We start from the raw sequence: 24,289 nt of genomic DNA on the forward strand, positions 1-24,289 counted from the left end.
TTCGCTTGGACAAGACAGGGAAAGCGTCCTTTTGCTTGATTTTCATTCATCTATATTAATTCTTTGGCTACTTGGGGTAGGAAATAGTGACGAAATTGATATCCTGTATAAATACACATGACTATAGAGTTGATGAATGAAAATCACCGCCTCTCATCTGGCTCAGTGGTTTGTACAGGGCGATCACTACAGTATCGCGCTGGACGAAACCCAACTTGTTTTTGAATCCAAACAAATGACGCAAACCGTCCCATTCTCAATTTGGGATGGACAGTGCCGTGTGTCTCGCGGTTTGGTTTGGGGGCGTTTGACCTTTATTGTTTCTCCTGCTGATCAGCCCGCACAGAAAATCACGGTTTATGGTTTGCCCTGGAATCAGGTGTATGAGTTTGCTGAGGCACTCTCTGAACACTATCAAGCGTGGCTGGGTAAGCAGCAAAACAGGTTCATGCTGGTGGAGCCGGAATTGGTTGCGCTGCGTGATGAGTTACGTGACTTCTCGGGGTTTCTGCGGTTTGAAGATTTGAAAGCGTGGCAAGTGAAAGCGCAGGAAGTGTTTGAGCGTTGCGGTGTGTTACCGCAAGTGATGGCGACAGCCAATCCAGCGCTTTATCAATCACTCTATGGCTGGCTGCAAAACGGTGAAGCACAACGCAACGCCCGAAATACTGCATGGCGTGATGAAGAGTTAGCGCGTTGGTCAACCTGGTTTGATGGGGTGGAATCGTCACCGCTGAATGATTCACAGCGTCAGGCGGTGTTGATGGACGATAACCACAACTTGCTGTTGGCGGGTGCAGGCTCCGGTAAAACCAGTGTGCTGATGGCACGGGCGCAATATTTGGTAGCCAGCCAGCAGACGGAACCTTCGCGGATTCTGATGTTGGCGTTTGGTAAGAAAGCCAGTGAGGAAATGGCGGAACGTTTAGCGAAAGCGGGTTTAAAGGGTGTGGAAACCTCGACCTTCCATGCCTTTGCGCTCAAGGCAATCAAAGAGATTTCAGGGCAGGATGCCAATATCGCGCCGATGGCGACAGATGAAGAATCCAAACATAGCTGGATGACCTTGTGGCTGGCGGAAAACTTCGCACAGCCTGCGGTTGAAAAGCGCTGGCTCAAGCATTTGGCGCAGTGGTCAATTCCGGGTTTATCGGCAGAGCGTCCGCTGGTGGAACAAGCTCACGAGGCAAAGCTGCAAAGGTGGCTGTGGCGACTGGTGGATTTGCTGGCGCAACAAAGCCAATCGGCAACTGCGATCAAGGCATCGATTAAAGGTGATGAAAAAGCTGAAAGTGAACTGGCATTGGTTCAGCCAGTGCTGAAAGGCTACCTCGCGGCGCTGAAAGAACAGAAGGCTTATGACTTTAACAGCCTGATCAAAGAAGCCACTAAGCTGCTTTCCAAGAAAAGCGAAGCCTTTGGCGCGCGATACGATCACATTATGGTCGACGAATATCAGGACATTTCCCCAGCGCGTCTTGCTTTGTTGGAAGCACTTTGCGGTGGTAAACGAAATCGCGCGCCTTCACTGTTCGCTGTAGGGGATGACTGGCAGGCGATTTACCGTTTCGCGGGCTCCGATGTCAGCTTAACCACAGGTTTTCTGAGCCGCTTCTCTTCCGGTGTGATTCGTTATCTTGATACCACTTACCGCTTTAATTCCCAGATTGGTGCTGTCGCCAATACCTTTATTCAGGTTGACCCACAGCAACTCAGCAAACCGCTGGAAAGCGCCCGGGAGCAAAAGAAAAAAGCGGTGCATCTGGTGCCGTCTGACAGCGCAGGTGCGGTGCTTGCCAAGCTGGCGAAATCTGCAGGCGACAAGCCAACCAGCTTGCTGTTAATTGGCCGCAATAACGCTAACAGTCCGGAAACTCTCAGCCAGTGGGAGGAGGATTACCCTAACTTCTCTATCAAGTATGTCACTGCACACGGCAGTAAAGGTCTTGAAGCAGATTACAGCTTTGTTCTGGCGATGGATGACGGTACCTTTCCTGCGAAATCGTCCGGGGAAGGGTTAGAGTCTTCATTGTTGTCAGCGCAAGATGAAATGGAACATTCCGAGGAAAGACGCTTGTTCTATGTAGCACTGACCCGTGCAAGGCATGAATGCTGGGTATTCTCTGACCCAGAAAAACCCTCTATTTTCGCGAAAGAGCTGTGGCAAGGAAGTTATCCTGTCACGTCTAAGTTATCGAAGAAAGTACTTCAGGCGGTTTAAGCCGCCTTCACATCTTCGTCTTTGTACTTCTGGGCAATATCGACAAAGGCATGCTCGCAGGCCAGAAATGCGTCCACCACAGCAGGGTCGAAGTGGGTGCATCGTCCCTCAAGAATAATCTGTTTGGCTTTTTCATGGCTAAAAGCAGGTTTATACACGCGCTTTGAGATCAGCGCGTCGTATACATCAGCCAGTGCCATTAGCCTTCCTGAAAGTGGTATTTCTTCACCTGACAATCCGCGTGGATAGCCAGAGCCATCCCATTTTTCATGGTGAGTCGCAGCAATCTCACGTGCAAAGCGCAGAAAGGCAATGCCATCGCCGCTTTTCTCGGTAATGCTGAGGGCATCTGCGCCGAGTTGGGCGTGGGTTTTCATGATGGTGAATTCTTCATCCGTCAGTTTGCCGGGCTTGAGTAAAATGGCATCTGGAATACCGACTTTACCGACATCATGTAGCGGCGCTGATTTGTATAGCAGGTCTATATTTTCTTCCGTCAGATAGCTGGAATATTTGGGCTGGCGTTTGAGCACATCAGCCAAGGCTTTCACATAATGCTGGGTACGCAGAATATGCGCGCCGGTCTCGTTATCCCGCACTTCAGCAAGAGTGGAAAGCCCAACAATGGTGGCGTCCCGTGTGCGGTTTATTTCGTCGTAGCTGTTTTTTAGATCGCCGAACATTTTGTTGGTGTAGTAGGCAATAACACCTAACTCGCCGATTTGGCTCAATGAAACTCTCTCGTCGAAACTACCGGAAGCTGCCGCTGTCATTGCATTGGTCTGCCGGGTCAACTGTTCGCTGACCAGTGCTGCCCCATTGACTGATATCAGTGCGATATAGGCTAGCACGACTCCTGCTACATAAACGAACTCTTTAATGATGCTGTCTATATCAGCAATATCTACCTGGTACTGAGTGTGCTCAGCCAACCACAATAAGTCTTTGGTCACCACAAGTCCCAAAAGTACGGTCATCATTACGGTAAGAAACATGGCACCTAAACCGATTTGCCCTGCGAGAGGTTTGATGTTTTCCGGCATTTTATGCTTGTTGATGTTGTTTTTAGAAAGGTGGCGGGCATTGGAAATGGCCAGGTCCAGATTGATCACAATACCAAGGAGGGTAATACCGAAAACAACCTTGAGGTTGCTGTCTAGGGGAAAGTCGTAAAGCAGGGAATACCATCCCGCAAATCCAACGCCAACGATACTAAACAGACTGACATTTGTCGTTAGACTGGCTTCATCATGTTTCACAGCGCGGGTAATCAGACGGGCAAAGTAAAGAAAGATAAAAACGGTCGCGGTTTGGATGAAGAGGACAGCAGTTGGCAATGAATCGATGAGAGGGCAAACCCGGGCGCCATACAAAGTGAATATAAATACGGCGGCTATGTAGTGGAGTGTCGCTCGGATTGGCGACTGATAGTGGGTTGTATCGGCCATAAGTCCTTTTGCCTTCAAAGGGGTATCCTAAAATTCTAGTCTTAAATGTGAGACCCGTAAGGAGACGAACTTATTTCACTGATTTTTAACACCACATTTCATCAGGGTGCTTTCCGTAATCATTTCGGTGATCAGTACGTGATAATGGAAGGGAGTTCGTTCATTGAAAGCAGTGGTTTCTGGATTGTTCAGCGCTTTTCCGGTGAGGTGAGTGAATGCACTGAAAACAGATTTTGAAGAGTCACCTGTGGCTGCAATGCCCAGTTGGGCGCAAATAGAAAGGTTGTTGATAAGAGAGACTTGCATGGTTTGTTCGTTATCATCATGCACCGTCATTACGGCAAAATAATGACCATCACGAACCCACAGTTCGCCATTGCTCAGCGCTTGCTTTTCACCGCCTTCTGTCATGTTCCAAGGTTGATCAAACCCCATTGCTGACAGCGCTTTTTTCATCTGCTCGGTGTTAGAAAACACCTTACTTTCACCATCTGATGTATTTGCCAACGCCATTGGTAGCAACATAAACCCTGCCAGAATGCATACTATTTTGGTTAAGCGAATAGCCATAGACAACCTCTTAACTGTCGCTTGTTTTCTCTCACTCATGCGCCTAGATTTGTATATACCCAAACAACCTAAATCATGCACCTTCAGGTTGTTTGGGTATATTCAGGTGCGCCGCCCCTTAATGCGAACAACGGCGGGATAATGAAAACCTTTAGAAATTAATTGGCACTTTATACCCAAACGACCTGAAGATGCGCGCATTCAGAGGTCATCAATGCGTTCAATTCGAGGCAAATTCCACGAGGAATAGTCGTTCTATATCCGTGGGATTTGTATAGTCACAAAAGAGAATAGGAAGTTGTATTTCTGATGTGGTTTCGTTCGACTAAAAAAGAAAAACTATTGAAAAAACAGGATGAAGAAATAGAAGTGTCAAATGGAAAAATATCACTATCGCTTTGAAATAATGCGTGCTTTTGCCTATATATTAATAATACGCCGTTTAGTCAGTGTTTGTTGTGGCACTGCTGTAAAAATGTCCAACAGTTTTTATCTGCTAGGCCGATAGCAAGATAAGTGAGTGATACCTAGGCTAACTGAAAGTTCCTTCAATGAGGTGTAATAGGTCTCTTTCCGTTCAAGCAATTTGTACAGGTGCACATCCACCCTATTTCCTATGTATTTGGTATTTAATCAGAGTAGCATTTCCGGCGAGGATGTTAGATGAACACAAATTCGATTCAAGAAAAAAAACCGCCGGCCAGACAAAAAGAAAGAGTGATTATGGGGCTCCACGCTATGGATTTTATCCAGCACGGTACGGAAGCTTCATTAGAGGTTCTGACTCCTTTAGGGCAGCGTCTTACTTTTAAATCCAACTTTATTGGCTTTAACGAGCAGCAACATATTTTCTTCACCATGCCGCATCTTACGAAAAAAGAGTATGACGAGTTTTTCATAGAAGGGTTCAATGTCGATATTGAAGGTGTATCGGAGAAAGGCGGAGGGGCGTTAGTTCGTTTTAGAACCCGAATTGAGCATGTGGTTTACAAGCCGATTAAACTGTTGGTATTTTCTGTTCCTCAGCAAGCAAAGGTGGTTATGCTGCGTAATGAGGTTCGCTATGAACTAAGTCTGCCCGGTGATATTCAACTTCCAAACCGAAAACTACGGGTCATTCTGACTGACGTTTCTTCCGCGGGTTGTGGATTCAGCTTCGATGCGATTTCTCCTGAATTCGATGTGGATCAAAGAATTGTGCTAGAGGTGGTAAACAACATCAGCGGTGAAAATTACGCCCTAAGTGGTGTAGTGAAGAATTCGCGTAAAAAGCGGGGTAAACAAAACTACGGTTTGGTTTTTGACGGACCTGGTAAGGCGAACTGTCAACGATTGCAGTCGAAACTGTTTTATGATGGTACCAAGTATGTGTTTAAGAGCCCGCAGAAAGATCCCACGTTAGGTGCATAATCAGAAAAGCATCGTTTAGGCGGTGTTTTTTTATGCGTTATTGCGGTTAACCCTACAAATTGTAAAGAAACTCTGTCTCATTTCTGAGCTGACTGAAATACTTGTCTCAACTGAAACTATATTTTATTCAATCAGATACTTCCATGACAGACTTAAACGCTGATAGTCACTTTGTGACAGCGGCGGTTGTCGCGGCGGAGTTGTATAAAGCCCGGGAAATCGCCAATGATATTTCATTAACTGCCAGCAACGCGAGAGCGTTGGCGCTGCGTGCCGGCCAAGGAGCGGCAGGGTTTCGAGCCATCACCGATTTCATCGACTAATTGGCCGATACAACAGTGAAAACCTCTGACATCATCAATCTCAAAGCTGTCACTATCAGTAGGCTGGCGACGATTTCAGTCCGTAATGAGCGGACAATTGAAAGCTTCAGCAAAGCCGCGACAATCAGCAAAAACGCCGAATTTGTCGATAGCATCCAAGCACCGCTAGACAAAATGAAGTCGGAACATGTCCAGTTGAATCGCCAGTTTTACCGTGAAGTCACGTCATTGTCGGAATTGCTGGAAAATCTGGCGCGGGAAATCAAAACTGCTTCAGTGCTGTCGGCTATGTCTCGCGTAGAGGCTTCGCAGTCTGGTAAGAAATTTGAAGAAGGGCTCAACGTTGTTGCTGACAACGTTTCAACCGCTGCGGAGCGAATTCAGACACACGTCATGCTGTCTCAGTCGTTGTGTCGTGAACTGGCAGAAGAATACTAATACAAATCCCTAATGCTTCGGAGACAGATCGAATGCTCACCAAGGAAATCTATTCTGGGGACACCCACCAGTGGTTTATGTTTGGCCGAGATCCCTCAAAGCCGGAGAAAATCATCGATACCAATCAGTATATGATTCGCACCAACAATAATGCGCTTTTGATGGATCCCGGTGGTATCGAGATTTTCTCTGCGATGCTGGCGGCGGTGGTTAAAAAGGTGCCTATTAGTCAGATTGGGCACATTTTTGCTTCTCATCAGGATCCAGACATTATCTCTTCGCTTGGGCTTTGGGATGCGGCCCTATCCGGAGCCAAACTCCATGCGCCCTGGCTTTGGGAGGGCTTTGTTCGCCACTTCGGTATGGAACATATCGAGTATGTTCCTATAGCGGATGAAGGTGGCTGCTTGGTGCTGAATGGCGTCGAAATTCGCTTTTTCCCTGCGCATTACCTGCATTCTTCAGGCAATTTTCATGTCTATGACCCCGTGGCCAAAATCTTGATGAGCGGTGATGTTGGTGCGGCATTGGAGGCAGATGAAGCACCTATGGAAGTGGAAGATTTCGAAGAGCATATTTCAAAGATGAAAGGCTTTCACCAGCGTTGGATGCCATCTAACGCGGCAAAAAATGACTGGATACGCCGTGTTCGGGCGCTAGAAATTGATATGATGTGCCCACAACATGGCCGTGTATTCACTGGCGATAATGTTGGGAAGTTTCTGGATTGGTTTGAACGTCTGGATGTGGGCGTGGCTGTGAAATAGCAAAAAAACTAATCTCTGAAGGGTGCCCAGGCACCCTTTTTTAGTTGGGGTGAAAGGCGTCAGTTAGTCGCGAAATATCAGAAGAAGGCTTAGCGCTTCTCCTGGATCAATTTTGTGCTCAGTGTCGTCATCAAAGAAACGCTTGAACCCTTCGAGTCTTGGGTCATCATTGTTGATGTGATGGAAGCCCATGCTCCAATTCTTGAATTGACGTTCGACGATGGGTTTGCGCATCATTTCAACCACAGAGTAATGACGATTGTCCTGACAGATAGTTGTATATAGAGGAGTGAGAACGTGTTCTTCCCCTTCGATAACCTGAATGAAGTCGCCATCCTTGTACAGCAACATCCCAGTGACGCCAATCTTTTCGTTGTTCTCACGAATAGCGGCGAGCATTTCAGCGAATTCTTCATCAGTAAAAGGGTGTTCTGCGCTGCTGATGTAAACAATCTGCTGTAAGTTATCGCTCATTTCGAGCTCCTATCTCTATCGATAACATATTCTTTCCATAAGTATGTATTAACTTAGGATTTTTGCCTTAAAAATGAGGATTCAGTTTTCAGCGGTCACATAGAGAGTGAGACTGCAAAGCCCTTCGGCCGCTAAAAAGTTCAACCAGCGCACTTGATGATGTTGAAGCTTGTCGCCCGGTCCTTTTACTTCAACAAACTGGCAATTGCCGTTTTTCACCATAAACAGATCAGGGTGGCCGGAGCGGTTGGATTTCGGATCGAACAAGATGCGTTTGACACAAGCCACGATTTGATTAGGGGATAGCGTTGATATAGCTGCTTCAACTAACTCGCGTTTGGCCCAGCCCCAATTTACCCAGTCATTGGAGATGCCCAGCTTGGTGTCGTAAATTGCCATAAGATCGTATTCACCGCGTTCAAAAGCCTCACAGCGTCGGTCAATATTGACTTGTCGTACCGTTGTGAACTCCGGGGAATACATGTCGCGTGGCGCTCGCTGGAAGGGGTTGAGAAAAGCGCCGGGAACGGGTTCAAAGATGATGTCCCAAAGCAGAAGGCCAAACAAAGCATTGAGTAAATTGTTTTCGCAGTACCATACGTTCCAGCCTTGTTGAGCGTAATAGCGTGCGGATTCGAGCTCCACACGCTCAGCGATCTCAAGGGTGATGTGTTGAGAAGTAAATGACTCTCCTGTTTTTTTAGGCGCGGGGTAGGGTATTTTCTTCGCTAATTGTCTGGCAATACGTGCGGCGACATCGGCTTCATCTTCATTGATCGGGGATTCCAGCATGGCTGTGACTAAGACAGCTGCCTCTTCTAAGCGTTCTTGCTTGATGGCAATACGGGCTAACCTTTCTCTGGCAGGGGGAAGAGAAGACTGCATAAACAAAGCTTCTGCGGAGCGTTCATCCTTCTGTCTTTCAAAATCTCTAGCGAGTTTGTTGGCTAACCGTTCCCACTTACGTGTCAGTGGAGGCCAATCGGGCTTCTCAGACAGCATTTGACTCACTTTTAATGCAGAAGCGAGTTCTTTGGTTTCTTTATAATCCCAATACAAATCAGCAAGTGATGACAAGAAGAGCCAGTCAGTGATTTGAGTTCGTGAGTGAAAGAGTCTGTCCTCAGGGCGAAGTTCAACTTTTTCAAAGCGGTAAATACCCAAATCGTTGAGAACGAACTGGCTAATATCCTGGCGCGAATTGCCGAAGTAAAGCAGTAAAAATACAGGCAAGACATCGTGTTGTAGACAAAGAAAACGGGTTGGCAAAGGTGGGAGATCTTCTTCACTGTTTTTAACGATAGCGGCAATAATTTCCGGTTTCCGCAGGGAAGCTGTTAATGGCATATGTGCGTAAAGAGAAAGCAGTTCTCCTTTCGTCATCAAGCTTGCTACTACGTCAAATGGCGGCGTTGTGTCAGTGATTAACCCTTCATCAGATAAAGTGGTGATAGCGCTTTCAATGTTCGGAATTTCAGGATAGTGAAGCTTGTCACTGCGAAACCAATTCCCTTTTCGCGTCAGCATCCGGACCAACAGTAATTGTGCATTTTGGGGTAAACCTGAAAATGCATGTAACCAATTTGTTTCCGTTTCTGTCAGCAAGTCGCTGTATCTAGTCGATACTAAATCGACGATGGATAAAAAGTTATCCAGATAGTAGTGAGGAGGCAGAATAGGGAGGTTGTGTGACTGGCTCATGGCATCCTTGTGGGTTTAAAACTAAGACGATATTTATAGGGACAATCAGTTAGTGAGCATAACACGACTCATTTCAGGGGTGCTTTTTCTCTTGTTACTTCTATTTGCATTTCCTGGAACCACAACCAGCAAAGAAAACGCGATCAATAGTACCTTACCCATTGAGGCCGGAGACTGTTTGATCGTCGACAGTGATAAAAATATTCTGATGATTGTTGAAGCGATCAGCGGGCGATACTCGATTCCTGGCGGCTCAAGCATTGGTGAGGAAACCGGGGAAGAAGCCGCAAAGCGTGAGACTTATGAAGAAACTGGCTTACATGTGAATGTTGGTAAACAAATCGCGCGAACATACAATTCTGCCATCTTTGCTTGCGAGCTGGTTTCGCCAACGCCCTATTTTATCGACTCTCAGGGGCGTAAGGTCCTGATGGCTTGGTCTGCGCCCCATTTCGGCAAAGAAGTCATGCGTGTTCTTATGATGCCGGACAACGAGACGGTGCGTGATAACTACCGTTTTCCTGAGCATAAGTGGATGTTCAAACTCTGGGTTCCGGAAGTAACACCGAGTGCGTTCGTGTTGTCAGCGGGTGATACTGCCGTGCTGACGCCTTTCTATCAGGCGCAGCTGTCATTGCTGCAATCCCTGTACGAATGGAAAGCCAAGAGTACGTCAGTTGAGGTTTTCGTTACTGGTACCATCGCATTGGGCAGCCTGTTCACACCGTTTTTGTTCCTCGTCTCACTCATCTACATTCGTGCATACCATGGGCACAGAGCGACGCTGATTTATGGGGCGGGGTTGTTGTCCATATCCACTTTTGTGTTGATTCTGACAACTGTGGTGGAATTGCCTAGACCTTATTTTATCGACCCTGTATTTGGAGAGCAGGACACGCTCGGTTACACGTTGCCAAGCGCGATGGTGTCTCTGACAACGTTCTTTTTTAGCTGGCTGTTGTTGAATTGGGATAAAGAGAGTTTTCCTAAAGGGAGAAAACGCCTTGCTTTGTTTGCGGCATTTTGTGTGTCGGTGATTAGCGGAAAGGTTTTGCTTCAGGGGGAACACTATCCCTCTGATATTGTTTTGGGCTTATTGATAGGATTTGGCTTCTCAGTGGGATTTAAACGGCTCAGGGATTGGCGTTTTGCCAATCGAAATCGTGCGCTAACGTCGGCACGTTTCTGGCTGATGAGCTTTGTAGTAGCCGCAACCATTGGAATAGGTATTCACAAACCGCACATCGTGTACCTTTCTGCATTTTCTTTAGGGATTTACTGCGCGCTTTTGTGGCTGAAGGTTTTTCCGCTCTATGTTTCGGCCGTTCGACGCCCGTCCAAGTTAACGTTCTTTATGATTGCACTTGTTGGTGTCATCGTGATCGTGTTTGTAGATAACGCTATATCATCCCGCTATGCGGTGAATACTGTGATTGTCGCTGTAAACTGTGCATTAGCTTGGGCGATATCTGTCTGGTTGCTGTTGGTGACGCCACGTATTATTTATCAATTTGTTCGGTGACACGTAAACGTTTGCGCGGCGTGTTTTTAAAGGGATTTCTAATAGGATTACCGCTTTGAAGCAGGTCACACCTGAGGTAAAGTTATAGCAGTCGTTAGTTTATAAGATTGCCAACGATCGTATGGAAATAGATCGTACAAATGGCTTCAGGGAGCAAGATGTTACCAGCACTTACACACCAGCATACGCTCGATCCCATCGTCGGGCGTTTTCTTGATGCTTTAAAAGAGAAGGGTTTCCAAGGTGAGACGGAAACCTTTTATGCCAGCCGCCTTGCTGTTGCGACCGATAACTCGGTTTACCAGCTTCTTCCCCAGGCGGTGGTTCTTCCTACTTCAACGCAAGACCTAACGTTGTTGGGCGAGGTCTGTAAAGACACTGAATTTGCTGGAATTAAATTTTCGGCCCGTGGCGGCGGCACTGGCACCAATGGCCAGTCACTGACCCAGCATATCGTTGTCGATATGTCGCGCCACATGCGCAATATCCTCGAGATTAACCCGGAAGAGGGTTGGGTGCGCGTACAGGCGGGTGTGGTCAAAGATGCATTGAATGATGCGCTGCGCCCACATGGCTTCTTTTTCTCGCCTGATCTTTCAACCAGTAACCGAGCGACGGTTGGTGGTATGGTCAATACCGATGCGTCGGGTCAGGGCTCATTGCGCTATGGCAAGACCTCAGACCATGTTCTGGCGCTGAAGGCAGTGCTTGCCGATGGTTCAGTACTAGATACCGAACCTCAGTCTTTAGCGGATGTGATTGGCAACAGCCGTGATAATTATGCAGGTAACGCATTGCGCCGCGTGGCGGAAATCTGCCAGACCAAACGAGCAGAGATTGACGCAAAATTCCCACCGCTCAACCGTTTCCTGACAGGCTATGACCTGAAAAACGCCTATCAGCCAGAGACTGAAACCTTTGACATGGCGCGTGTGCTTTGCGGCGCGGAAGGCTCGCTCGCATTTATCACTGAAGCCAAGCTGAATATCACGCCAATTCCAAAAGCGCGCACTTTGGTTAATGTGAAATACGACAGCTTTGACTCTGCGCTTCGCAGTGCGCCAGTGATGGTGGAGGCGAATGCGTTATCAGTGGAAACCGTGGACTCCCGAGTATTGAATCTGGCGCGCGAAGACATTGTCTGGAACACAGTAAAAGATTTACTGACGGATGTGCCCGGTAAAGACATGCAGGGCATCAATATCGTTGAGTTTGCAGGTAATGATGCAGATGAAATCGACGCGCAAATCGCCTCTCTCTGTGAGCGCCTAAATGTATTGGTTGAAGCGGGTGACAAAGGCGTGATTGGTTATCAGGTCTGTAACGATCTGAGCTCAATCAACAAAATCTACAACATGCGCAAAAAGGCGGTTGGCCTGCTAGGGGCCGCGAAAGGCGCAGCTAAACCCGTTGCCTTTGCAGAAGACACCTGTGTACCACCGGAAAACCTGGCTGACTTTATTGTTGAGTTCCGTGCCTTGCTGGACAGCCACAAGCTGAACTACGGCATGTTTGGTCACGTTGATGCTGGCGTATTGCATGTTCGTCCCGCGCTTGACCTTTGCGACCCCGAGCAAGAACGTCTGATGAAGACGATTTCCGATCAGGTTGTGGCGCTGGTGGCGAAATATGGCGGCTTGATGTGGGGCGAGCACGGTAAAGGCTTCCGTTCTGAATACGGCCCTGAATTCTTCGGCGAGGAACTGTTCGACGAACTGCGAAAAGTAAAAGCAGCATTTGACCCTCATAACCGCATGAACCCTGGCAAAATCTGTACGCCAATCGACAGCAGCGATTCGCTGGTGAAAGTTGATGGAGAAAAGCGCGGTACTTTAGATCGCCAAATTCCGGTGACGGTGCGCGACAGCTTTAAGCAGGCGATGGAATGTAACGGCAACGGCCTTTGCTTCAACTATGACACCAGCTCGCCGATGTGCCCGTCGATGAAGATCAGCTATGACCGTCGTCACTCGCCAAAAGGCCGAGCGGGTATTGTGCGTGAGTGGCTGCGTTTGCTCGCGGAACAGGGTGTTGACCCTGTCACCATGGAAAAAGAGCTGATGGAGAAAACGCCATCAGTGCGCCAGATTTTTGCGCGATTCAAGAATACCTGGCTTTCCAACAAAGACGATTACGATTTCTCCCACGAAGTGATGGAAGCCATGAATGGTTGTCTGGCGTGTAAAGCCTGTGCAACCCAGTGTCCGATCAAAGTGGACGTGCCGAGCTTCCGTTCGCGCTTTATCAATCTCTACTACAGCCGGTACCAGCGTCCGATGAAGGATTATCTGGTGGCAAACATCGAAGGCATGTTGCCTTGGATGGCAAAAGCGCCGGTGATTGTTAATGCCGTCACTCAGCCGAAATGGGCGCAGTCGGTTACTGAGAAAACCATCGGTTACGTGGATACACCTGCGTTGTCAGTGCCTACTTTGATGGAATCACTGGACGGCCACCATGCCACCAAGTTTGACTTGGAATGGTTAAAAGCCTTAAGCGCAGAAGAACGTTCCCGCTATGTGTTGATTATTCAGGATCCGTTTACCAGTTTCTATGAAGCGGATGTGGTGAAGGACTTGGTGACGCTGGCAGAGAAGTTGGGTAAGAAGCCAATGCTGGTTCCGTTTAAGCCAAACGGTAAAGCGCAACACATTAAAGGCTTCCTGAAGAAGTTTGCCAAAACAGCCCGCAATACCGCTGACTTCCTGAATCAGTTGGCAACGTTGGACGTGCCAATGGTGGGTGTCGACCCAGCACTGGTGCTTTGCTACCGCGATGAATACAACGAGGTTCTGGGTGATAGCCGTGGTGACTTTCAGGTGCAGACGGCGCATGAGTGGCTACTCAACGTGATTGCTGATGTGCCGCAGAAAGAGAACCCAGATAAAGACGCTTGGTATCTGTTTGCGCACTGCACTGAGAAAACCAAAATGCCGAATGCGGAAGCAGAGTGGGGCAAAATCTTCCATCACTTTGGTGGCAAGTTGGAGGCTATGGCTGTGGGTTGTTGCGGCATGGCCGGTACCTACGGCCATGAGTCCGACAAGCTGGAAAACTCGAAAGGCATTTTCGGTTTGAGTTGGAAACCACGCTTGGAATCTTTGCCACCGTCGCGCTGTATGGCGACAGGCTATTCATGTCGTAGCCAGGTGAAACGCTTTGAAAGCAAAAAACTGAAGCATCCGGTGCAGGTGTTGGTAAAGCTTGTTTAAGTACCGCAATATCAGAGAGAAGGGAGCCACAATGGCTCCCTTTTGTTATCTGTACCCAAATAATCTGAATCCTGCATCTTCAGGTTGTTTGGGTATAACGAAAAGCTAAATCATAAAACGTCTTAATTATTAGGCGGGATGCATATGGGCACCTGATAGTCTGGTTGGTAGAGATTTCATACCAATGGAAAGGAGTCAGACATGAGCACACTTCAGCCACATGTGACGTTCCATGGCGTTTGTAGAGATGCATTGGGCTTTTACAGTCACGCGTTGAGCGGGGAGATTAGAACGCTCTCGACTTTCAATGATTCGCCGGTAGAGTTTCCCGAGCACTTACTTTCCAGAGTGATGCATGCAGAGTTTGCCTCACCGGAAGTTCAGTTCTTTGCCTCCGATGGATTGGATGACTCATTGGCGCAAGGCTCGGGAGATGTGGCATTTCACGTTAGATTTGAAGATGAGAAAAGACAGAATGAAGTCTTTATGGCGCTTTCTGAAATGGGGCAGATAGTGATGCCTCTGGATTACACCTTCTGGAAAGTGCGCTTTGGTATGGTGACGGACAAGTACGGGATAAGGTGGATGCTGAGTTGTCCCGCCGAACACGTAGATATTTATACCCAAACAACCTGAAGATGCTCGCATTGAGGGCCTCCCTTCGGGCGAGTTGACTGACGTCGTGCTCTTTGTTGTTCCTTTTTGATGGAGGTGACTACACCTACAAAGGAACGCCGCGATCACAACGCCAGTCAAACTCGCTGAATCCTGCATCTTCAGGTTATTTGGGTATAAAAAAAAGCCCCGAATTTTCGGGGATTTTTCATGGAGTATTTAATCTTCGTTCGGACTCAGCCAGCGGTAAACCACACCGGCGATGAAAGCACCAATCAACGGGGCCACCCAGAACATCCAGAGTTGTGCCATCGCCCAGTCACCAACAAGCAGCGCAGGGCCCGTGCTCCGTGCAGGGTTCACGGATGTGTTGGTGATTGGAATACTGATAAGGTGGATCAGAGTGAGAGCAAGACCTATCGCCAAGCCTGCCATACCTGGACTTGCCAGTTTGTGGGTTGCGCCCATGATGACAATCAGGAACATAAAGGTCATCAACACCTCGGTGATAAAGCCTGAGAGCATGTCATACCCGCCCGGTGAGTGGTCGCCATATCCATTTGACGCCAAGCCACCCGCTAAATCAAAACCTGGTGCGCCGCTGGCAATAATATAAATGACATACGCGCCAACAATACCCCCTGCGACCTGAACCAACATGTAAGGAATCAGCTCAGCGGTAGGAAAGCGTCCACCCGCCCATAGGCCAAATGAAACCGCTGGATTGAGATGACAACCGGAAATATGGCCAATGGCATAAGCCATGGTTACGACAGTTAAACCGAAGGCGAGGGCGACACCCAGAAAGCCGATGCCAAGTTCTGGAAAAGCTGCAGCAAATACTGCGCTACCGCAGCCTCCAAGTACCAGCCAAAAGGTGCCAATAAATTCTGCGGTCAGTTTCTTTAACATTTCACGTTCTCCCTAGTTTTAGTTAGGACGGCACGTGAGAAAACCAGACTCATGACTGCTTTACCATCTGAGTGACTTAGATATGGGTATCTTTACGCCATAAAAGTAGCACCCTATGCTTCTTTCACGATGTTATTTTTGATACCCCAACGCGCCGCCAAACGTACCTAAGACCAGTGTGTTGGTGCGAGTGTCACAATTCGGGACTGCCAAGCGTGGTGGAGTTTACAGTAGGGCAGTTGTTACGCTAGGCACTGATATGTGTTAGCCTTAAAAATCAAAAGGATGGTTATTTTCCTAAACAACCATTTCACGGTAGCGGCGAGCTGAGCTATCTCATCCAGAGGTGTCAGAATGGTTAAAATTGGATTTATCATAGGCCTTATCATCATCGGCGTATTGGTCGCTAAGTTTCTCGATGAAAAGTCTCAGAAGAAGTTTATGATTGGCGCAGTCGCCATCGCTGCCGTGGCTGTTGTGTTGTTGGTGATTTCAGAACTGATGCACTGACTGAGAATCAGGCAACAAAAAGCGAACCTTGCGGTTCGCTTTTTTGTTTTACGGAGAGTGGTTATCTCACTGCCTGACGGCTTCTGGTTCCAGCTGGACGTTTTTTGCTGCCTTGTGCTGGTTTACCGCCAGCATTTGAGTGTGCTTTCGGCTTGCCACCTTGAGGCGATGCTTTGCCATTGGTCGGCTTCTTACCTGCAGGTTTGCCGCTGCGCTGGTTAGGCTTGCGAATATCTGGCTGGTTCGGGTGCTTGGTCGCAAAGCGTTTTGCGCCATGACGACTTGAACCACGGCGTTGTGCGGGCGTCATTTCCGCTTCGGTGCCTTCTCGAGGTACCAGACAACCTGGGCGGTCACCAATCAAATGACGCTTACCCATGCTGATTAAAGCTTCACGTAGCAAAGGCCAGTTAGCGGGATCGTGATAACGCAGGAAGGCTTTGTGCAGACGACGCTGACGCTCACCTTTCGCGACAAACAAGTCTTCACGTTTCTTGTACTTCACACGTTTCAGCGGGTTGGCTTCCGCATGGTACATAGCCGTCGCATTACACATTGGTGATGGGTAGAAGTTCTGTACCTGGTCGCAACGGAAATCATTCTCTTTCAGCCACAGCGCCAGATTCATCATATCTTCGTCAGTACACCCAGGGTGCGCCGCAATGAAGTAAGGGATCAGGTACTGCTTCTTGCCAGCTTCTTTCGAGTATTTCTCGAACAGCTCTTTAAAGCGGTCATAGGCACCCATGCCCGGCTTCATCATCAAGTCCAGCGTGCCCTTTTCTGTGTGTTCAGGCGCGATTTTCAGATAACCACCAACGTGGTGAGTCACCAACTCTTTCACGTACTCCGGAGATTCAATCGCCAGGTCATAACGAACACCGGATGCGATAACTACTTTCTTCACGCCTTCAAGCTCGCGCGCTTCACGGTAGAGGTCGATCGTGTGTTTGTGGTCAGTATCGAGCTTTTCACAGATTTTCGGGAACACACAGGAAGGACGACGACAGTTCTTCTCTGCGCGAGGGTCAGAACAACCAAGGCGGTACATGTTCGCGGTTGGGCCACCCAAATCAGAAATCACACCCGTAAAGCCCGGTACTTTTTCTTTGATGTCTTTAATCTCGTTGAGGATGGAATCCTTTGAGCGGTTCTGGATGATTCGGCCTTCATGTTCGGTGATCGAACAGAAAGAACAACCACCAAAACAACCACGCATGATGTTGACTGAGGTTTTAATCATTTCATACGCAGGGATTTTCGCATCGCCATAGCTAGGGTGAGGAACACGCGCATACGGGAGACCAAAAACGTAATCCATTTCTTCTGTTGTGAGAGGAATTGGCGGTGTGTTAACCCAAAGTTCACGCTCGCCATGCTTTTGCACTAACGCACGTGCGGAATAAGGGTTGGTTTCCAAGTGCATCACGCGGCTTGCGTGCGCATACAGAATACGGTCGTTTAACAGTTTTTCGTATGAAGGCAGACGAACGAAGCTATTTTCCGCATCGTGGCGGGAAGGGCGCACCATCACAGGCTTCGGCACTTCTTCTTTCACTTCGCTCTTGTCGGTTGCACAAGCCGTTTCCGTTACGTATGGGTTCGGCATAACCATGGCTTTGCCTGGCTTATCGATACGCGAACTGTCAATTTCCTTCATTTCTTCCGGCACTTTTTTCAGCATCACTGCGGTGCCCGGAATTCGGGTCATATCGGCAATATTCTCGCCACGAGAAAGGCGGTGCGCCACATCAACCAGCGCACGCTCTGCGTTACCGAACAGAAGAATGTCAGCTTTGGCGTCACACAGCACTGAGCGGCGGACTTTATCTGACCAGTAATCGTAGTGTGCGAGACGACGCAGGCTGGCTTCGATGCCACCCAGTACGATAGGGGTGTCTTTGTATGCTTCTTTACAGCGTTGCGAGTAAACCAGTACGGCACGGTCTGGACGTTTGCCGCCTGCATTACCTGCCGTGTAAGCATCGTCATGGCGTGGCTTACGGTCTGCGGTGTAGCGGTTAATCATAGAGTCCATGTTACCGGCTGTTACACCAAAGAAGAGGTTAGGCTGACCAAGTGCCATGAAGGCTTTCTTATCCTGCCATTCTGGCTGCGAGATAATACCTACACGGAAGCCCTGCGCCTCAAGCGTACGACCGATAACCGCCATACCAAAGCTAGGATGATCGACATAGGCGTCGCCGGTGACAATGATAATGTCACAGCTATCCCAGCCGAGCATGTCCATTTCTTCTCTGCTGGTCGGCAGAAAAGGAGCAGGACCAAAACACTCAGCCCAGTATTTGGGGTAATCGAATATCGGAGTTACAGAATTGCGCATTTTTTAACCTCTTTCTCGCGAGGCGTGAATTATAGCGGCTTGAGCAGGTGAGAGCTAGATCGAATAAACCTCAGAAACTAAGGGGGTTAGTAGTGAGCAAGGCTATATACCCAAATAACCTGAAGATGCAGGATTCAGGTTATTTGGGTATACAACCTACCATATCATTGTGCAGAAGCCAGCCAACTTACTGATAGAAGAGTTACTGGACTTCTATTAGAGCATCTGTACCGCTAAGCGCTCTTCAATCCCGCCCAATCCTATCCCCAAAAGCTCTCTGGGATGGCAAGTGTCCACAACGCTTCACTGACGGTCGAAAAGAGCTTTGAGGCTTACCGAAAGTGGGTGGCGATGGAGGCGGGTTTCTTTCGTATCGTCGTCTTCCCGAATGGCGCGGTGAAAAAAGAAGCCAAATCTATCTCGTTCGCCAAGATGGACGACAACGAATTCTCTGAACTCTACCGAGCCTCCTTCAACGTGATTTGGAATCAGATCCTGCATAAGTACTTCGAGAGCGAAGCGGACGCTGAAAGGGCAGTGAACAACCTACTGGGGTTTGCATCATGACTATGAAAAAAACAGCCATCAGAAGTAAAGCCCTTACTGATGCCGCAAGGGGACAGGAATGTACATTGCAGATTTCCGGGGTGTGCTGTTTTAACCCTGAAACCGTGGTGTTTGCGCATTTTCCAAGTGCGACACATGGCATGGTCTATAAGTCAGACGACTTTTGGGGTGCGGATGCCTGCATGAACTGTCATGACGTCATGGATGGACGGGTGAGCTACGACTTTGAGCCGGGAGAGCGAGAGGAATACATGTTAAGGGCGGTACACGCCACGATCGCAAGGAGAGTGAGAGCCGGGCTTATCGAGATAAAGGGGCAGCGAGTATGAGTATGGGATTGGAGCTTTTTATCCGCCTGCACGGTGAGAAGACGCTTTCCATACAGCGGGGAAGGTCAGCGCTTACGCCCGATGTCATCTTGGGTGTTTTGGGGAAATTACAGCACGACTATCCAATGGGGAGTGACGCCATCATGTGGAAGTGGTTAAACGACATCCCGGCCTTTGAGCGGCTGCAAGAACGACTGGAAGCACAATGTTGTCATTGATTTTGGCCTGATAGTGATTCCAATCTGCCATGATCTATAGTCCCTCTTGATGTTTAACGCTTTGCTTCGCTGGCACCGTAATGGAGCCACTTTGTGCTAGCGTACAGCACAAAGCGAGTGGAGTGCAGGCGGTCGGCTGCCGAAATTTGTTATGTATTTCTATGGTGGACATTAGAATACCCCACTATTTTAATTGCTATCTTGTATGAGATAAGCCCTGTAATAATGAAAGCAGGTAAATGCCACCACCAAAATAAGTACAACAATTCTGCTATTTCATTTGGAGCACCACCAAAAACGCCAGCGCCTAGCATAACCCCAAAAGGCATTGGCACAACCACTATTGTTGCAGGGGCGAAAGATGGCGTAAATAGCAAGGTATAGATTGTTGTGCATATCGCGACCCTTGCTTTATCCGTTAGTCGCTTTACCAAAAGAGTTGCAACCAAAGCAACAAAAAGTAAAACCAATACTGCCCCGCCGAATATTAGTAGCACTTACTCTCCTTACACAGAACGTTAGCATAACGGGCGCTTATTAGCCCAAACTGATTGAAACGCCTGAATCACAGCATTTCTATGAAAAAATGTGCCACGAGTAAACATCCCTCGTTAATTCGCTTGTTATGCAGCCACACCAAAGTACTTTTTATACAACTTGGGGCACATAAACTTCTCGCACTCTTCTCTAAATAGCCAATTGGATGAGCACTCAATATGACTGAATACACGATCTATAAAGTAAGCCATATCCTCCAAATACTTTCTAGAAGCGTTATTGGAAAGTCCTTTAGAAATTCTCACCTTAACTAGGTCGGCACTAATATCCTTCCTTGCTCTAAAATAGAATTGTTTGCCTTCTTGCGAGAAATACTCGACACCAAAGGCTTCGCCTTCTAATTCCCATTCGGCTTGGTGAATTTCTTTCTGATTGGCGAAACCACTCAAAAATTTTTTAGCAATTTGTAAATTCTTTGGTAAACGACCGCTAGATCTAAATCTCACGAGTTTTGCGCAGCAGTCCAGCAAATAGTGCTTTACTATTTTCTGTTTAGCCGGATTTTTACTTACTTTCTCTAACTCTAATTTTATATTCATAGTCTTGGAATCAACTGGATGACTAACGTAAGCATAACGGGCGCTTATCAAATCACCCAAAACTGCTTTAATTCCTTGTATTCATGATACTTTACAAAGCTACTGCAAACTTAAACCATTGTGACATAAACACTAATGCCAAGTTGTGAGCCAAGTTGTCAAGCGTTGGTTGTCTGATTGAACGCTTGGTTATGTCACTTGATAGCAATGGTTTCTAACTCTTCTCCGGCTAGTGTAGTGCTGTGTACATCTAAGCACTTCCCAGTAGTTCCCCAAACCTGTACAGTTTTACCACTCGCGTGAGCTGACAGAACCATTGATAGCCACTGAGCACCCCCTGGATTAGACGTGTCAAAGACATAATGACCTCTATCCCCCATGTTGGAGCACGTAGGCTGAGAGCTAGGAGTGGACGCTACCTTAAACGTAACAATTTTCCATACCAAGGCCCCGACCTCACTTCTAGGATTTTGGTATTTTTGACTTCACTTGCTAAAACGGCACCAGATAACAAAATTCCCAGTGTAAATATTAATAGTTTCTTCATTATTATTTTCCTATAGTTTTTCCTTGTGGCATAGCTCTCGGCTCAGGCGTAAACAACCATAGCGGGATTGGAGCCATATTTCGCGCTCGCGCCATTGGCACAAATGACACGGCAGTTGGTTGTCGTTTGGAGCCGTTTGTTATGCCTGATTAAAAATAAGTCTCTTGGACTGCAACAAAATCCACCTCACAACCAGCTCCCTCTGAGTGGATTCTAACTTTCTTTCCAGACATCTGGGCGGATAACAACATGCTTAGCATCCTATTAACTGTTGGCTCATCATGGTTAACCTTGCTTATTATCGCTACGGCGGTGCCGCCATGAATGCAATTTTCATTCACCTTTGTGGCATCGGCATTGAAGTAGATCCTAATGGACTTATTGTTGGAAAAGTCATAAAGCTTAATTCCTTTCAGCGTCCCAAATGCAACATCACCTGCAAATAAGCTCATAGAAAAGACCAAGCTAAAAAAACATATAAACTTTTTGATAATTTTCCTATACATATAAATAAACTTCTGGGACATAGCGTTGCAATCAATAATGCGCGCATACCAAGCCACCCCCAAAACTGCATTAATCATTTGTATTCACGTTACTTTAAAAGCCAGACCAAAAGGACTCTCCGGTCACTGTCCAACAACTTTGCATACAATGTCTGTATCAATAGTGCCAATTTCTACAAATTAGCCGTGTCATACGACATTCCCGAAAGAGAGGGGGATTGGCTGCGCGGGGAATAAACGCTTCAGAGACAGGCTTATTCAACACACAAATAAGAATAAGTGTTGGCTGCTCGATACTTGGTCATGAGGCGAGGTTGGATGAACTGGAAGGGCCGGGTAGGTAGGTTGAGAGCCTAAAGACAATGCGTTGACAGGGAAAAAGGAGTGAAGAACTCATATGTGTCATACGACAATTCACATAACACGCAAAAATTCATACCTGTTTTCTGAAATATACACGGTTAAAACCTGCTTCGCGTCGACGTTCTACTTCGATGTACCCCATCTTTGGATACATGGATAAATTTTCAGTCATGGCTTCATTTGTATATAGCACTACTGTTTCGTACCCAGTGTCTTTAGCAATGCGCTCAACGTGCTCGATTAAGCATCTACCAAAACCGAGCCTATTGTACTCAGGTAAAACCGCAATGTTCTCTAGGCATATATGACTGCGTTCCGGATAGAAAACAACGTACCCAACCAAGAGCGAGTCGCCGATAGCGACATCTACACAGCCTCTTGCAATCAGGCTTTCGAAATCTGCATGCATCGGCGCAGGATCTCTATCCATACGTTGAACATATTTTCCATAAGCCTTCCACGCGCAGGACTGAATATCGGTAAGGTCAGTTCCACAAGCCGGACGGATTTCGATGATAGTCATTTTTTCGTAATATCTTTTGCCGTTTAACTCCCAATCCAGGTGTGAAGCATGCCATAACTAAGTTTCCGAATTGCACTTCCACACCAAAATCACTGCATGCCAAAAATGCCACGCCTTAGATTTCGGTTTGGAGCTTTTGTTATAGCTGGCTACCAAACTACATATACGTTTCTAATCAGAATATTGCCGGATAGGCAGCTATTTGGTGCAGTACCTTGAAGTTTGATAGGTTTATTTGACGTAGCTGCGGCTAAAATAGCTGAGTACTGAGCTCTGCCTGCATCATTATCCAAGGCTCCAGTCCAAAAATCTGATGACCCGCAAGATGAAGTCGAAACAGAACCGTTTAGTTTTACGATAAACCTCTGAGCAGAATTCGATGTAGAGGTTGGATTGTTATGAATCTGAAGAAGTGAAATATTTCCAACTTCAATTGGCGCATTAGCATATGCACTTACTGAAAAAACAAATAACAGTAAGGCAATGAATTTATTCATCAAGTAGTACTCCTAAACCTAATTTGGGCTATAGCGTTGCAATAACGGGCGCTTACCAAACCGCCAAAAACCGCTTTAATTCTTTGTATTCACAACACTTTGAAAGCTGCCGCGTTGACAAAGCGTCCGCGTTGATTGCCTTTGTATGTTACTTATCACTACACATCTTCAATTGTTACTGCACCGAAAACACCAGAGAGCTGCTCTAGAAAATAGCCAAGAAAACTAAAATAATTCCCAGAGCGATGGCAATACAACCCTCTACTAACAATTCTGATTTCAAACATCATTTTACAGCCTTCAAACTCTGAAACCGTCCAAAGATCTTTTTCATAATGAAGCCTTGCTGTTTTATTGAAATTATTAATAAATGATTGAATTTCTTCTGTGCTTTGATATTCAACTTTGAATGTTTGGGCTAAGCCCACAATCTCTCCTCAGTAACATGACATCAACTTAAACCGCAGACAACGCACTGCACAATTTGCAAAGAAAAAAATTACATTAAATCGACCAATTTGGCCTGAATAGTTACCTCACTTTTGTAAAGTCACTGAGTCAACACGACAATTATCATCACGCTTCGAAATAATAAGAGCTTTGTCTGCTACGATAGAGGATAGAATTACACTGGAAAACATTTTCAGACCGTCTGCGTTTACCCCATACTGATTGATTTCAACTTTGAAGGGATTTGTACGGGAGCCACAATCAGAGTTAGTAGACGAAGACCAGAAATTGATATTTCCTATAGGGAGCACTTGCATGCGATCTACCTTTTGTGCGGGAACCCACTCTGCAAGTGCTTGAGAGGACACTAGCATAAGAAAGAAAGTAGAAATTAGTTTTAAAGTTTTCACTATGAATCATCCTTGAAAATAAAACGTTTGAATAGCGGATGCATACAAAGCCGCCCAAAACTGCTTGAATCCTTTGTATTCATGACACGTCGAAAAGCTGAAGCATTGAGAAGACGTCCCGTTGATGACTTTGTAGGCATCGAAGTTGAACCAATATTACTTGATCTGGGATTAGCTATTCGAAGAAGACATTAACATGATTTATTCGATAGCGTTGTCCATCACAGGGTTCGCTCGAAAAAAAGACATTTATAGACTTCTGGGTTGTAGCAGCAGTCAATAGTGTAGAAAGTATTTGCCTCCCTCTTTCATTGC

25 protein-coding genes are annotated in these 24,289 nt (G+C 47.0%); 12 read left to right on the forward strand and 13 right to left on the reverse strand.

The genetic code is table 11. The annotated features are described in order from the left end of the window. Window positions 1-136: 136 nt before the first annotated feature. The gene (gene helD, locus VP504_RS00420) at window positions 137-2,221 is read left to right on the forward strand and encodes a DNA helicase IV (RefSeq protein ID WP_325892413.1); all 2,085 of its coding nucleotides are present in this window, start codon (window positions 137-139) and stop codon (window positions 2,219-2,221) included. Here helD and VP504_RS00425 read toward each other — a convergent pair. Next, window positions 2,218-3,669, reverse strand: coding sequence for an HD-GYP domain-containing protein (locus VP504_RS00425; RefSeq protein WP_325892414.1), 1,452 nt, complete (start codon window positions 3,667-3,669; stop codon window positions 2,218-2,220). The genes helD and VP504_RS00425 overlap by 4 nt on opposite strands. Window positions 3,670-3,744: 75 nt before the next feature. Then, window positions 3,745-4,239, reverse strand: a complete 495-nt coding sequence (locus tag VP504_RS00430) for a hypothetical protein (RefSeq protein ID WP_325892415.1) — start codon at window positions 4,237-4,239, stop codon at window positions 3,745-3,747. A 663-nt stretch (window positions 4,240-4,902) separates the two neighbouring features. Between VP504_RS00430 and VP504_RS00435 the strand changes: the two genes are divergently transcribed. The 4 genes from VP504_RS00435 (at window position 4,903) to VP504_RS00450 (ending at window position 7,177) form a co-directional block, all read left to right on the forward strand. Further along, window positions 4,903-5,649 carry a flagellar brake protein gene (locus VP504_RS00435; RefSeq protein ID WP_325892416.1) on the forward strand — a complete coding sequence of 249 codons (747 nt, stop codon included), beginning with the start codon at window positions 4,903-4,905 and terminating at the stop codon, window positions 5,647-5,649. Window positions 5,650-5,792: 143 nt separating this feature from the next. Beyond that, window positions 5,793-5,972, forward strand: a complete 180-nt coding sequence (locus VP504_RS00440; RefSeq protein WP_325892417.1) for a hypothetical protein — start codon at window positions 5,793-5,795, stop codon at window positions 5,970-5,972. Beyond that, entirely contained in the window at window positions 5,973-6,410 is a 438-nt protein-coding gene (locus tag VP504_RS00445) for a chemotaxis protein (protein ID WP_325892418.1), read from the forward strand. Window positions 6,411-6,442: 32 nt separating this feature from the next. Then, complete coding sequence (locus tag VP504_RS00450) at window positions 6,443-7,177, forward strand: MBL fold metallo-hydrolase (protein WP_062714449.1); 735 nt, start codon at window positions 6,443-6,445, stop codon at window positions 7,175-7,177. Between the two features lie 63 nt (window positions 7,178-7,240). Here VP504_RS00450 and VP504_RS00455 read toward each other — a convergent pair whose 3' ends face one another. Both VP504_RS00455 and VP504_RS00460 read right to left on the reverse strand, forming a co-directional pair. Beyond that, window positions 7,241-7,651 carry a BLUF domain-containing protein gene (locus VP504_RS00455; protein ID WP_062714447.1) on the reverse strand — a complete coding sequence of 137 codons (411 nt, stop codon included), beginning with the start codon at window positions 7,649-7,651 and terminating at the stop codon, window positions 7,241-7,243. 81 nt (window positions 7,652-7,732) lie between these two features. Next, window positions 7,733-9,352: a VRR-NUC domain-containing protein gene (locus tag VP504_RS00460; protein WP_325892419.1), complete on the reverse strand. Its 1,620-nt coding sequence runs from the start codon at window positions 9,350-9,352 to the stop codon at window positions 7,733-7,735. Window positions 9,353-9,443: 91 nt separating this feature from the next. Between VP504_RS00460 and VP504_RS00465 the strand changes: the two genes are divergently transcribed. From VP504_RS00465 to VP504_RS00475, 3 genes are all read left to right on the forward strand, one after another. Continuing rightward, complete coding sequence (locus VP504_RS00465; RefSeq protein WP_325892420.1) at window positions 9,444-10,874, forward strand: phosphatase PAP2 family protein; 1,431 nt, start codon at window positions 9,444-9,446, stop codon at window positions 10,872-10,874. Between the two features lie 158 nt (window positions 10,875-11,032). Then, complete coding sequence (gene ydiJ / locus VP504_RS00470; RefSeq protein ID WP_325892421.1) at window positions 11,033-14,086, forward strand: D-2-hydroxyglutarate dehydrogenase YdiJ; 3,054 nt, start codon at window positions 11,033-11,035, stop codon at window positions 14,084-14,086. A 201-nt stretch (window positions 14,087-14,287) separates the two neighbouring features. After that, entirely contained in the window at window positions 14,288-14,722 is a 435-nt protein-coding gene (locus VP504_RS00475) for a VOC family protein (protein WP_062714440.1), read from the forward strand. A 198-nt stretch (window positions 14,723-14,920) separates the two neighbouring features. Here VP504_RS00475 and aqpZ read toward each other — a convergent pair whose 3' ends face one another. After that, entirely contained in the window at window positions 14,921-15,613 is a 693-nt protein-coding gene (aqpZ, locus tag VP504_RS00480) for an aquaporin Z (RefSeq protein WP_062714438.1), read from the reverse strand. Window positions 15,614-15,967: 354 nt separating this feature from the next. Between aqpZ and VP504_RS00485 the strand changes: the two genes are divergently transcribed. Next, a complete protein-coding gene (locus VP504_RS00485) occupies window positions 15,968-16,123 on the forward strand; it encodes a hypothetical protein (protein WP_325892422.1) in 156 nt (51 codons plus the stop codon). A 61-nt stretch (window positions 16,124-16,184) separates the two neighbouring features. Here VP504_RS00485 and VP504_RS00490 read toward each other — a convergent pair whose 3' ends face one another. Beyond that, window positions 16,185-18,467, reverse strand: a complete 2,283-nt coding sequence (locus tag VP504_RS00490) for a YgiQ family radical SAM protein (RefSeq protein WP_325892423.1) — start codon at window positions 18,465-18,467, stop codon at window positions 16,185-16,187. A gap of 282 nt (window positions 18,468-18,749) precedes the next feature. Between VP504_RS00490 and VP504_RS00495 the strand changes: the two genes are divergently transcribed. The 3 genes from VP504_RS00495 to VP504_RS00505 are packed head-to-tail and all read left to right on the forward strand — an operon-like array spanning window position 18,750 to window position 19,581. After that, window positions 18,750-19,034, forward strand: coding sequence for a DUF1367 family protein (locus VP504_RS00495; protein ID WP_325892424.1), 285 nt, complete (start codon window positions 18,750-18,752; stop codon window positions 19,032-19,034). Beyond that, the gene (locus VP504_RS00500; RefSeq protein ID WP_325892425.1) at window positions 19,031-19,363 is read left to right on the forward strand and encodes a nuclease domain-containing protein; all 333 of its coding nucleotides are present in this window, start codon (window positions 19,031-19,033) and stop codon (window positions 19,361-19,363) included. Before VP504_RS00495 ends, VP504_RS00500 begins: the two co-directional genes overlap by 4 nt. Continuing rightward, complete coding sequence (locus tag VP504_RS00505; protein ID WP_325892427.1) at window positions 19,360-19,581, forward strand: hypothetical protein; 222 nt, start codon at window positions 19,360-19,362, stop codon at window positions 19,579-19,581. The genes VP504_RS00500 and VP504_RS00505 overlap by 4 nt, the downstream gene beginning before the upstream one ends. 149 nt (window positions 19,582-19,730) lie before the next feature. Here VP504_RS00505 and VP504_RS00510 read toward each other — a convergent pair whose 3' ends face one another. The 7 genes from VP504_RS00510 to VP504_RS00540 all read right to left on the reverse strand — a co-directional run bounded on the left by VP504_RS00510 (window position 19,731) and on the right by VP504_RS00540 (window position 23,974). Then, a complete protein-coding gene (locus VP504_RS00510; RefSeq protein ID WP_325892428.1) occupies window positions 19,731-20,078 on the reverse strand; it encodes a hypothetical protein in 348 nt (115 codons plus the stop codon). Between the two features lie 126 nt (window positions 20,079-20,204). Then, a complete protein-coding gene (locus VP504_RS00515; protein ID WP_325892429.1) occupies window positions 20,205-20,738 on the reverse strand; it encodes a hypothetical protein in 534 nt (177 codons plus the stop codon). Window positions 20,739-21,374: 636 nt separating this feature from the next. Next, window positions 21,375-21,809 carry a hypothetical protein gene (locus tag VP504_RS00520; RefSeq protein WP_325892430.1) on the reverse strand — a complete coding sequence of 145 codons (435 nt, stop codon included), beginning with the start codon at window positions 21,807-21,809 and terminating at the stop codon, window positions 21,375-21,377. A 355-nt stretch (window positions 21,810-22,164) separates the two neighbouring features. Further along, window positions 22,165-22,617, reverse strand: a complete 453-nt coding sequence (locus tag VP504_RS00525) for a GNAT family N-acetyltransferase (protein WP_325892431.1) — start codon at window positions 22,615-22,617, stop codon at window positions 22,165-22,167. Window positions 22,618-22,766: 149 nt separating this feature from the next. Beyond that, a complete protein-coding gene (locus VP504_RS00530; RefSeq protein ID WP_325892432.1) occupies window positions 22,767-23,114 on the reverse strand; it encodes a hypothetical protein in 348 nt (115 codons plus the stop codon). 158 nt (window positions 23,115-23,272) lie between these two features. Then, a complete protein-coding gene (locus VP504_RS00535) occupies window positions 23,273-23,542 on the reverse strand; it encodes a hypothetical protein (protein WP_325892434.1) in 270 nt (89 codons plus the stop codon). 108 nt (window positions 23,543-23,650) lie between these two features. Further along, window positions 23,651-23,974 (reverse strand): hypothetical protein, encoded by a 324-nt coding sequence (locus VP504_RS00540; protein WP_325892435.1) that lies wholly within the window; start codon window positions 23,972-23,974, stop codon window positions 23,651-23,653. Window positions 23,975-24,289: the final 315 nt, after the last annotated feature.

It is taken from the genome of Grimontia sp. NTOU-MAR1 (genome assembly GCF_035758505.1).
GTDB lineage: Bacteria > Pseudomonadota > Gammaproteobacteria > Enterobacterales > Vibrionaceae > Enterovibrio > Enterovibrio marinus.

Bases quoted from the DNA above. Each gene is read 5' to 3' on its own strand.
- VP504_RS00455 (WP_062714447.1), bottom strand. From the start codon at position 7,651: ATGAGCGATAACTTACAGCAGATTGTTTACATCAGCAGCGCAGAACAC.
- VP504_RS00460 (WP_325892419.1), bottom strand. From the start codon at position 9,352: ATGAGCCAGTCACACAACCTCCCTATTCTGCCTCCTCACTACTATCTG.
- VP504_RS00430 (WP_325892415.1), bottom strand. From the start codon at position 4,239: ATGGCTATTCGCTTAACCAAAATAGTATGCATTCTGGCAGGGTTTATG.
- helD (WP_325892413.1), top strand. From the start codon at position 137: ATGAAAATCACCGCCTCTCATCTGGCTCAGTGGTTTGTACAGGGCGAT.
- VP504_RS00520 (WP_325892430.1), bottom strand. From the start codon at position 21,809: ATGATTAATGCAGTTTTGGGGGTGGCTTGGTATGCGCGCATTATTGAT.
- VP504_RS00425 (WP_325892414.1), bottom strand. From the start codon at position 3,669: ATGGCCGATACAACCCACTATCAGTCGCCAATCCGAGCGACACTCCAC.
- ydiJ (WP_325892421.1), top strand. From the start codon at position 11,033: ATGTTACCAGCACTTACACACCAGCATACGCTCGATCCCATCGTCGGG.
- VP504_RS00495 (WP_325892424.1), top strand. From the start codon at position 18,750: ATGGCAAGTGTCCACAACGCTTCACTGACGGTCGAAAAGAGCTTTGAG.
- VP504_RS00435 (WP_325892416.1), top strand. From the start codon at position 4,903: ATGAACACAAATTCGATTCAAGAAAAAAAACCGCCGGCCAGACAAAAA.
- VP504_RS00450 (WP_062714449.1), top strand. From the start codon at position 6,443: ATGCTCACCAAGGAAATCTATTCTGGGGACACCCACCAGTGGTTTATG.
- VP504_RS00490 (WP_325892423.1), bottom strand. From the start codon at position 18,467: ATGCGCAATTCTGTAACTCCGATATTCGATTACCCCAAATACTGGGCT.
- VP504_RS00500 (WP_325892425.1), top strand. From the start codon at position 19,031: ATGACTATGAAAAAAACAGCCATCAGAAGTAAAGCCCTTACTGATGCC.
- VP504_RS00525 (WP_325892431.1), bottom strand. From the start codon at position 22,617: ATGACTATCATCGAAATCCGTCCGGCTTGTGGAACTGACCTTACCGAT.
- aqpZ (WP_062714438.1), bottom strand. From the start codon at position 15,613: ATGTTAAAGAAACTGACCGCAGAATTTATTGGCACCTTTTGGCTGGTA.
- VP504_RS00505 (WP_325892427.1), top strand. From the start codon at position 19,360: ATGAGTATGGGATTGGAGCTTTTTATCCGCCTGCACGGTGAGAAGACG.
- VP504_RS00530 (WP_325892432.1), bottom strand. From the start codon at position 23,114: ATGAATAAATTCATTGCCTTACTGTTATTTGTTTTTTCAGTAAGTGCA.
- VP504_RS00485 (WP_325892422.1), top strand. From the start codon at position 15,968: ATGGTTAAAATTGGATTTATCATAGGCCTTATCATCATCGGCGTATTG.
- VP504_RS00440 (WP_325892417.1), top strand. From the start codon at position 5,793: ATGACAGACTTAAACGCTGATAGTCACTTTGTGACAGCGGCGGTTGTC.
- VP504_RS00475 (WP_062714440.1), top strand. From the start codon at position 14,288: ATGAGCACACTTCAGCCACATGTGACGTTCCATGGCGTTTGTAGAGAT.